This window comes from Dyella silvatica, assembly GCF_026283955.1.
Classification (GTDB): Bacteria; Pseudomonadota; Gammaproteobacteria; order Xanthomonadales; family Rhodanobacteraceae; genus Dyella_C; species Dyella_C silvatica.
Window position 1 is genome coordinate 1 of record NZ_JAPDPE010000013.1, and the last position, 7,996, is coordinate 7,996.

The 7,996-nt window shown below is 57.3% G+C and carries 8 protein-coding genes and 1 pseudogene; 3 read left to right on the top strand and 6 right to left on the bottom strand.

Annotated features, from left to right (window positions below; translation table 11 throughout):
• The 3 genes and pseudogenes from OUZ52_RS04520 to OUZ52_RS04530 all read left to right on the top strand — a co-directional run.
• Positions 1 to 439 (top strand): annotated as a pseudogene (locus tag OUZ52_RS04520) (anibiotic ABC transporter); the annotation flags it as partial.
• Positions 440 to 1,009: 570 nt separating this feature from the next.
• A complete protein-coding gene (locus OUZ52_RS04525; protein ID WP_266157136.1) occupies positions 1,010 to 1,399 on the top strand; it encodes a hypothetical protein in 390 nt (129 codons plus the stop codon).
• 8 nt (positions 1,400 to 1,407) lie between these two features.
• Positions 1,408 to 2,187: a hypothetical protein gene (locus OUZ52_RS04530; RefSeq protein WP_266157137.1), complete on the top strand. Its 780-nt coding sequence runs from the start codon at positions 1,408 to 1,410 to the stop codon at positions 2,185 to 2,187.
• A 5-nt stretch (positions 2,188 to 2,192) separates the two neighbouring features.
• Here the strand turns inward: OUZ52_RS04530 and OUZ52_RS04535 are convergent, their stop codons facing one another.
• The 6 genes from OUZ52_RS04535 to OUZ52_RS04560 form a co-directional block, all read right to left on the bottom strand.
• On the bottom strand, positions 2,193 to 3,125 hold the full coding sequence (locus tag OUZ52_RS04535; RefSeq protein WP_266157138.1) for a type II secretion system minor pseudopilin: 933 nt from the start codon (positions 3,123 to 3,125) through the stop codon (positions 2,193 to 2,195).
• On the bottom strand, positions 3,122 to 3,892 hold the full coding sequence (locus tag OUZ52_RS04540; protein WP_425493779.1) for a prepilin-type N-terminal cleavage/methylation domain-containing protein: 771 nt from the start codon (positions 3,890 to 3,892) through the stop codon (positions 3,122 to 3,124). The genes OUZ52_RS04535 and OUZ52_RS04540 overlap by 4 nt, the downstream gene beginning before the upstream one ends.
• Complete coding sequence (locus OUZ52_RS04545) at positions 3,889 to 4,362, bottom strand: prepilin-type N-terminal cleavage/methylation domain-containing protein (protein WP_266157140.1); 474 nt, start codon at positions 4,360 to 4,362, stop codon at positions 3,889 to 3,891. Before OUZ52_RS04545 ends, OUZ52_RS04540 begins: the two co-directional genes overlap by 4 nt.
• Positions 4,363 to 4,489: 127 nt before the next feature.
• Positions 4,490 to 5,848: a substrate-binding domain-containing protein gene (locus OUZ52_RS04550; RefSeq protein WP_266157141.1), complete on the bottom strand. Its 1,359-nt coding sequence runs from the start codon at positions 5,846 to 5,848 to the stop codon at positions 4,490 to 4,492.
• A 103-nt stretch (positions 5,849 to 5,951) separates the two neighbouring features.
• Positions 5,952 to 7,256: a substrate-binding domain-containing protein gene (locus OUZ52_RS04555; protein WP_266157142.1), complete on the bottom strand. Its 1,305-nt coding sequence runs from the start codon at positions 7,254 to 7,256 to the stop codon at positions 5,952 to 5,954.
• Positions 7,257 to 7,562: 306 nt separating this feature from the next.
• Complete coding sequence (locus OUZ52_RS04560) at positions 7,563 to 7,976, bottom strand: hypothetical protein (RefSeq protein ID WP_266157143.1); 414 nt, start codon at positions 7,974 to 7,976, stop codon at positions 7,563 to 7,565.
• Positions 7,977 to 7,996: the final 20 nt, after the last annotated feature.

Consider the following 7,996-nt stretch of genomic DNA (forward strand, 5'->3'; position numbering starts at 1 on the left):
CATGCGACAACAGACTGCTGCCCTACGCAACAAGGCGACCTCGTTACGTGCCCAGCTCGCTCAGATCAACGACCAATTGCGCATCCAGCAGCATCAAGTCACCAGCGCGCAGGATCTCCTGGATCGCATCAGACCACTCACCGCCCAGGGGTATGTCTCGATCCTGCAGGTGAAACAACAAGAAGCCGCCGCCTTGCAGGCCCAGGCCCAGTACAAGACGCTGATGCGACAGCAGCTAGAGCTGCGTCAGCAAGGGCAAGCCACCCAGCAGGCATTGGCACAGCTACCACTGGATGCGGCCACCCAGCGCAACGGCATCGAGCGTCAATTGTCTGCCGTCAGCCAATCGATGGCGCAGAATGAAATGCAACGTGCGGTGATCTTTCGCGCCCAGCGGGACGGCATGTTTGATGAAAATTATGTAGGCAACACTCCGTAAGTCGAGATTATTATGGATGATGAAAATAATAATTATGCACCCATCTTGCGCCTGATTGTTTTATCAACATGCCTTATTACTGGATGCGCTTCAAATAACAGTCGCCTTGACAATTACCTTTCAAATCAAGCGACGGGCGAATGTGATCGCTATGCTTTCGATGGTAATGGCGGCTTCAAACAAAACTTTTTATCCGGTGTCGATCATGGCCTGCGACCCAGTAAATCGAGGCATGAGTATGGACATCCTGACGGCAATGTAGTGACCACAACGCCATCTCCACCACAACCCACATGCCGGCCTCCCAGCAGGCGTCCGGAGTAGCGCAGTAGACATCATCGATGTCGCCAGTCTGAAGACTTGGTAGATCCGGGCTTCAACTCATCGCCACACGGGGTATACCCATGCTGTTCGTCCCAGCTTGTCCGTAGCGTTTTTGCGTCTGCCTGCGCAGGCTTGGTCGGCGGGTAAAACTGCCTGGCGTCATCAAGCTAGCCAAAACCCACAATCCATATAAGATGCGTCTCGCTCTTTTTTCGTTCCGTCAAAAACCATCGCCATGGATAAGCTATGAAGTCAGTACGTAATGTTTCGTCTGCCCTGAACAAGGCATGGACCCGCACCTTGTTGGGCACCATCATCGGCCTGGCCACCGTCGCATCGGCGCATGCAGATGATATGTCATCGCGCATGACCAGCCAGTACGTCGACATGTGCGCCAATCAGTCGATCAATATGCCGCCGCCCTACGGCGAGGGAGACCTCAAAGGAAACCCGAAACTGGCGTCTTACTGCGAATGTTTTGCCGGCAAATTTGCCCAGCGCGCGGCGGCCACGATACAGAATATGAATAGCGGCAAGCCCGATACGAGCTCGTTGCAGGATACCGTCAAGCAAGAGCGCGAGATGCGTAACAGCTGCCGGCAGCAGGTCGGCCTGCCACTGATCAAGTTCTCTTGATGATCGCCATGAAGACTCCTATGCGCACCCTGCTTGCCCTTGCCTTGACCACTGTTTTGCCGCTGGCCGGATGGGCAGCAAGCCCGGCGGCACACGCCGTCGCGAATGCCTCGACGTCGCAAGACAGTGTCTATCTCGGTTACTACCAGGAAGACCCGGCCAGCAATCCCGAAGACCCGACCATGGGTTCGGTGTACCTGAACCTGCCGGCGTCCGACAGTGAGTTCTCCGGCACCATGTACTTCACTTACCTTGGCTGCCAGAGCCATAACCTGGGTACCATCTCAGGCAGCAAAGCCGGAGCCTCGTTGAAAGGCAAGTGGAACGGCAGCATCGACGGCACCCAACAAGCCGGTACATTTACCGGCACCTATGCACCAGCGCAAAGTGCCTATGCCGGCACGTTTACCGTTGACGGTGGCAAGCAGTACATCGACATCCCCTCTTGTATCAGCTACTACATTGCACCCAAGGGCACCTTTGAGTTGTTCGCCGTCGGCAAGAACGTGCCCAGCAATTTCTCTGTGTCGATGACCGGCAACACGGTCAGCTGGAGCCCACCCAGCGGCGCCATAATGACTCTGGTCTACGTGCTTGATCCGGCCGTCGCCAGCAGCGGTCATGGCAATGCCACCGTGTGGCAGACCCTGGTCATGGGCCCGCAAGGTACGGCAAACCTGAGCGAAGCCGGCCTGGTAAGCGGGCATACATACGTGGTCGCCGTCGGCGCATCGGATAGCCGCTTTCATCGGCTGAGCTTTGCCAGTAGCCGGTTCACCGCCCCCTGAGCGAGCTACCGCCCTACATCATCCTGCCAGCGCAGGATGGTGTAGGGAGTGCCGACTTTCTTTTGTCCAGGACGCAACGCGTCGAAACGCACCGTGACCTGCAACGCCGACCGCATGCCGTCGGCCGTACTGGCCGTGGCATAAATGGTTTTGACGTTACCGCCACGCCAGTTGCCGGCCGGCATGCCATTGGGCAATACCGGCGGCGGCGCAGGCGGCTGGGTTGCCTCACGCACCGCAATGAAGCGCTGCGCTTTATTCATGTCCATCCCCGGCAGCGCGGACAAGGCCAGCGCAGGCGCCAGCAAGGGCGTCGGCTGAGGGCGGCGCGACCACAGCGTAATGGCGGGCTCCACCTTCTGATAAATGGCCGGCGTCATGCCGAGCACAGCCTGTAAATCTTCCAGGCTGGCAAACTCCGCATAGCGCGGCCCATGGTTCAGACCGGCCTGCTTATAGCGCTGGTTGCCGTAAGTCTGATTGTTCAAGCGTTGCGCGTCGCGCGACTCGACCAGGTTGGCCACTAAAGCAGCCGCCGACCCGGCATCTACACCGGCAGCCTGAAAAAGGCCTTGCAGCACATCGGGTGTCGCAGTGTTCAGATCGACTTTACCGGTTTCATCGCTGACACGAATTTGTATATCGGTGTCGTCGATGCGCAAGGTATAAAGACGTCCATCGGCGATCCAGAACGGACCCGTAGCAGGCTTGCCCAAGGCGCCGACGTTTTGCGCCGACTCGTAGATGGCCCGCATCACGCCCGCCTCGGCTAAGTATCGAACCTGCGTCTGCGCCAATTGATAACGCACCTGTGTAGCCTCAAGTCGCGACGCTGTCGCGTAGCCACCCAGAAGAATCGCCAGCAGCGTGCACGCCCACAACACTACCAGCAGCGCAACGCCACGCTGTTGGCGATAACGCATGGCGTAGACGTTCAATGCAGCCCCCTGCCATACAGCAGCGGCATGGCTATCGCACGCACGTTGATCGCGTTAGGCCCTTGCCGGATCGGAATATCCATGCGCGGCCAGAACACACTGCTGTCATTGGGCGTGACCTCGATGCGCACCAGGCTAGGCAGTCGCATCGAAGGCCCCCAGGTTTCCGACCACTGCTCTGGCCGCTGATCCTCGGTGCTGCCGTAATAGCTGAAATGAACACTGCGAACTTGCGACACCAGAATCTCCGGATCACTACGCGTACCCGGCGCAATACCGTCTGCCGACAGCATCGAAAAACTCAGTTCCAGGCGGGCCTTGTTTTCACCTGCGTCGACAAAAGTCAACGTCTGCAGCTGCGGGCCCAGCTTGCCAAGATAGCCGGGCAACGGCGCCACAAAGCGTATCTCCTTGGCGCCACCGCTAAAGACAATCGGCTCGCCCTGCTTGCTCGCTTCCCACGGAATCGCCGAGGTCTGGGTCAGCTCGTGGCGAAGAAACTGCTGTGCCGATCGAACCTGATCCAGCTTCTCGATCACCGCCGTGCCCGATCGCACACTATGCGTCGCCGTGCTGATACCCGCGTAGACGCCGAGCAACAGCAAAGCCATCAAGGCCAGCGCCGCAAGTACTTCGAGCAAGCTGAAGCCGTTGCAAGAGCTAAAAGGGCAACGGGAAACGGGGAACGGGGAACAACAGCGCGCACCGCAAGGTCGAGCGACACGCGCCCATTTCCCCGTTCCCCGTTCCGCGTTCCCCGCTTTCACTTAACCCTCAACGTGGTGAAGTGCGCCGAACGCTCACGCCGGCCATTACCCCACAACACATCGAGGTCCACCCGATAAAGTTGCATAGGCGTCGAGCCCACATCGGCAACCGCGGACTCAGACACCCACGGGCTAACCTTCAAGCGCCAGCGATATTGCGCATCAAATTGCCCCTCACTCGAACCCTCGCGCAATGGCTCGATCACCGTCATGCCATCCAGTTTGGATTGCGCCCACAAGGCCGCCTTGCTGGCCTCCGCCGCATGTCCCGAAAGCGCCATAGAACCCCCGGCAACTTGCATCAAGGCGGTAAATGCAATCGCCAGCAGCAGGATCGCGGCAATCACCTCAAGCAAGCTGAAACCGCGAACGCGATGAAAGCGCGGGACAACCACCCGCAAACGGGAAGCACAGCGAAACCCGGCATGGCGCGGACATGTGCCATTGGCCTCATTGCTTCCCAGCCTCATCCCAGCACCTCGCAAACCATAACCGCAAATTCAACACTAACAACGTGACATCCGCTTGACGCAGATAGGCGAAAGGGAGGAGGCATAGCCCTCTCCCTTTCGCGCTCACTGACTTACTGGGCAGTGCTTAGTTAGCAACGCAGGCGTTGATGCGAGCCTGGTTGGTCGCATAGGTGCTGGAAGTCAAATCGACGTTCAGGAAGGCCAGACCCGTGGTCGCAATCGAGTTATTACCAATCGTGGTCACCGCATTGGTGATCGTCGAGTTGTACGGCGCACCAAGCAGCTTACGGATATTGGCAGCATCCGTGCCGTTGCCATTGCTGTTACCCAGCAAATAGGAGACGGCAACGATCGGGTAACCCGAGCTCTGGATCGCGTAGGCCGAAGGCTGGACCAGCACAATGCAGCTGGTGCTGGGAGTCGGTGAAATGGCCGTAACGATGGCCTTACCAGTGGTTGCATCGGCGCCATTGATCACACTGTTATAAACCATGGAGCTGTTGCTGATCGTGACCGTGTTGCTCAGGTCGGCTGCCGGATCAAAACCGTTCACCGTCGCATACTGACCAAGCACGTTTAGCACATTGGCAGTCTCGGCATAAGCGATCGTTCCATCGGTGGCGAGAACCATATTGACGACATTAGCGTTGCCGCTTTGGCCTATCCAGTTTGATGGAATGGTTGACTTATACAGCGAGATGACTTTGGTGAAAGCCTGATCGGTGACGAAGTGCACGCTAGCGGTACCGCCGCACACTGCGGCCAAATGATTGCTGAAACCGAATGTAGTGCCGCTGTCATCCGAACGGTAAACCACATTGATCGGACCCGACACGCCCACTGGTACGCCGGCTGCGGTCAATTGACTGTCGCCCCAGTCGATGATTTGACCGGAAAAGATTTTGCAAATCAGCGCATCGGTAAGGGCCAACGAGTCCACGTTGGCCTTGTTGAACTGAAGAGCAATGCTGCCCGCAAGAACCGGAAACTGGATCGGCTTGCTGCTCGGGCGATTGGTCGTGTAGTTGTTGTAGTCAGTGAACGACAGCGGTGAATCCGTGCCGACAAAGTTGGGCTGAGTCAGGTCAGTACGGCTAACCGCAGGGGCGCCGAAGCCGATTGGCGTCGGCGCGCCATCCGGGCAGGCACTCTGTACGTTATAAACAATGGGGCCAGTAACGGTATGTACCGTCACACCAGCGAGAATATTCTTACCCGCGCCGCTGCCCGTCTGACAGTACGAAGTCTGCGGGTTACCGGTCTGCGACGAGTAGACGGCGAGGAGCGAGCCAGTGACGGGGGTGATCTGACGATCCGTAACATCGCCAGCGTAGCCGAGTGCTGGCAATGTTGAACCGCCACCGACCAGGGTGGTGCCGGCATGAGCCGCCGAAGCCAGCGTGACCATGCCAAGAAGCATTGCACCCGCGAGTGCCTTCATACAGTTCTTACCCATATATCCGTAAGCCATGATGTACTCCATTGCAGAAATACTTCTGAAAACGCAGATAGGCGAAAGGGAGGAGGCATAGCCCCCTCCCTTTCGCGCTTACTGACTTACTACTTACTGACTTGCCAGGTAATGCTTAGTTAGCAACGCAGGCGTTGACGCGAGCCTGGTTGGTCGCATAGGTGCTGGAGGTCAAATCGACGTTCAGGAAGGCCAGACCCGTCTGGTTAAGAGAGGTGTTGCCAATCGTGGTCACCGCATTGGTGATCGTCGAGTTGTACGGTGCACCAAGCAGCGTACGGACATTGGCGGCATCGGTGCCGTTGCCATTGCTGTTACCCAGCAAGTAGGACACGGCAACGATCGGGTAACCCGAGCTCTGGATCGCGTAGGCCGAAGGCTGGACCAGCGCGATGCAGCTGGTGCTGGGGGCCGGCGAAATAGCCGAAACCACGGCTTTACCAGTGGTCGGATCGGCACCATTGATCGCGCTGTTATAAACCACGGAGCTGCTGCTGATCGTGATTTTGTTGCTCAGATCGGCAACGGGATCAAAACCATTGACCGTGGCGAACTGCGCTGCCGCGTTGTTGACGTTGGCGGCCTCGGCGTAGCCGATCGCACCATCAAGACCCACGACGGTATTCACCACATTGGCGTTGCCACTCTGACCGTTCCAGTTGGTCGGAATGGTCGGCTTATACAGCGAAACCACCTTGGCGAAAGACTGGTCGGTGATGAAATGCAGGCTGGCCGTGCCACCGCATATCGAGGACAAGTGATTGCTGAATCCGAACGAGGTACCGCTGCCATCCGAACGGTAAACCACATTGATCGGGCCGGACACGCCAGCCGGCACACCGGCGGCAACCAATTGGCTGTCGCTCCAGTCGCTGATCTGGCCGGAGAAGATTTTGCAGACCAGGGCATCGGTCAGAGCCAACGAATTCACGTTAGCCTTGTTAAAGGTGATCGCCACCGCGCCAGCGACAGCCGGGAACTGAATCGGCTTGCTGCTCGGACGATTGGTCGTGTAGGTGCTGTAGTCGGTGAGCGACAACGGCGAATCCGCGCCAGCAAAATTTGGCTGGGTCAGGTCGGTACGGCTGACCGCGGGAGCGCCGAAACCGGTCGGCGTCGCGGCGCCATCCGGGCAGGCATTCTGTACGTTATAAACCACGGTGCCGACAGTCGCGCCAGCCAGGATGTTTTTACCAGCGCCGCTGCCCGTCTGGCAGTACGAAGTCTGCGGGTTGCCGGTCTGCGCCGAGTACACAGCGAGCAGCGAGCCCGCCACGGGGGTGATCTGACGATGCGTAACATCGCCACCGTAGCCGAGTGCCGGCAAGGTCGCGCCGCCACCGACCAGGGTGGTGCCGGCATGAGCTGCCGAAGCCAGCGTTACCATGCCAAGAAGCATTGCACCCGCGAGTGCTTTCATGCGGTTCTTACCCATATATCCGTAAGCCATGATGTACCCCATTGCATAAATACCTCCGAATTGGAGGCTGAGGTAAATATGATCGACTCCGCTTACACCATGATTAAACTTATAAGACGAGTTATATGGATCGGCTGTGACATTCCGTATGATTATTTAACCTTTTCGCCGAACAATTAGAATTTCTAAATAAATTAAAATTTATATTTGCCTCGATGGGCATACATTTGATCCTGCGTGGCGCATGGCGACAGCCACCAAACCAAACGCCTGATCACGTTCGAATCTCGTGATCCGAATCACTCATCAAGGCAGCACTTGCTGTCCATCACGCAATTTGTGCACAAGCACTTCACGCACGATAGACGCTACTTCCGCGTCTATTTTTGGCTGCGCCGACAGCTGAATCATGTCAGCATCGTCAAGCTCGCGCAGCACACTTCGAATCGCCGCCCTGCGCCCTTCGTTACACCATGTGTTAAGCACGGGTGGCAGGGTCGCAATAAACAGACCTGTCTTTTTCTCGCTTTCATCGCTACGGCGATTAAGCCTCTGTTTTATAAGATAGGGGATGCGAGTGGGCAGCCTCTGATAATGTGAATCCATTAAGTCGGTTAATGCCTCTCTCGCGCATCGATCAATCAGCCTTTCGGCCAATCTCTCCTGTCTCGCGTCAAATAATTGGCGTAATGTTTCGGCAAGCGCATCCAGGCTGCTCATCCAACCTCCACCATTGATTA

Excerpts from the sequence above, each read along its gene's own strand:
- OUZ52_RS04550 (WP_266157141.1), bottom strand. The coding sequence starts at position 5,848 with ATGGAGTACATCATGGCTTACGGATATATGGGTAAGAACTGTATGAAG.
- OUZ52_RS04555 (WP_266157142.1), bottom strand. The coding sequence starts at position 7,256 with ATGAAAGCACTCGCGGGTGCAATGCTTCTTGGCATGGTAACGCTGGCT.
- OUZ52_RS04530 (WP_266157137.1), top strand. The coding sequence starts at position 1,408 with ATGAAGACTCCTATGCGCACCCTGCTTGCCCTTGCCTTGACCACTGTT.
- OUZ52_RS04545 (WP_266157140.1), bottom strand. The coding sequence starts at position 4,362 with ATGAGGCTGGGAAGCAATGAGGCCAATGGCACATGTCCGCGCCATGCC.
- OUZ52_RS04525 (WP_266157136.1), top strand. The coding sequence starts at position 1,010 with ATGAAGTCAGTACGTAATGTTTCGTCTGCCCTGAACAAGGCATGGACC.
- OUZ52_RS04560 (WP_266157143.1), bottom strand. The coding sequence starts at position 7,976 with ATGAGCAGCCTGGATGCGCTTGCCGAAACATTACGCCAATTATTTGAC.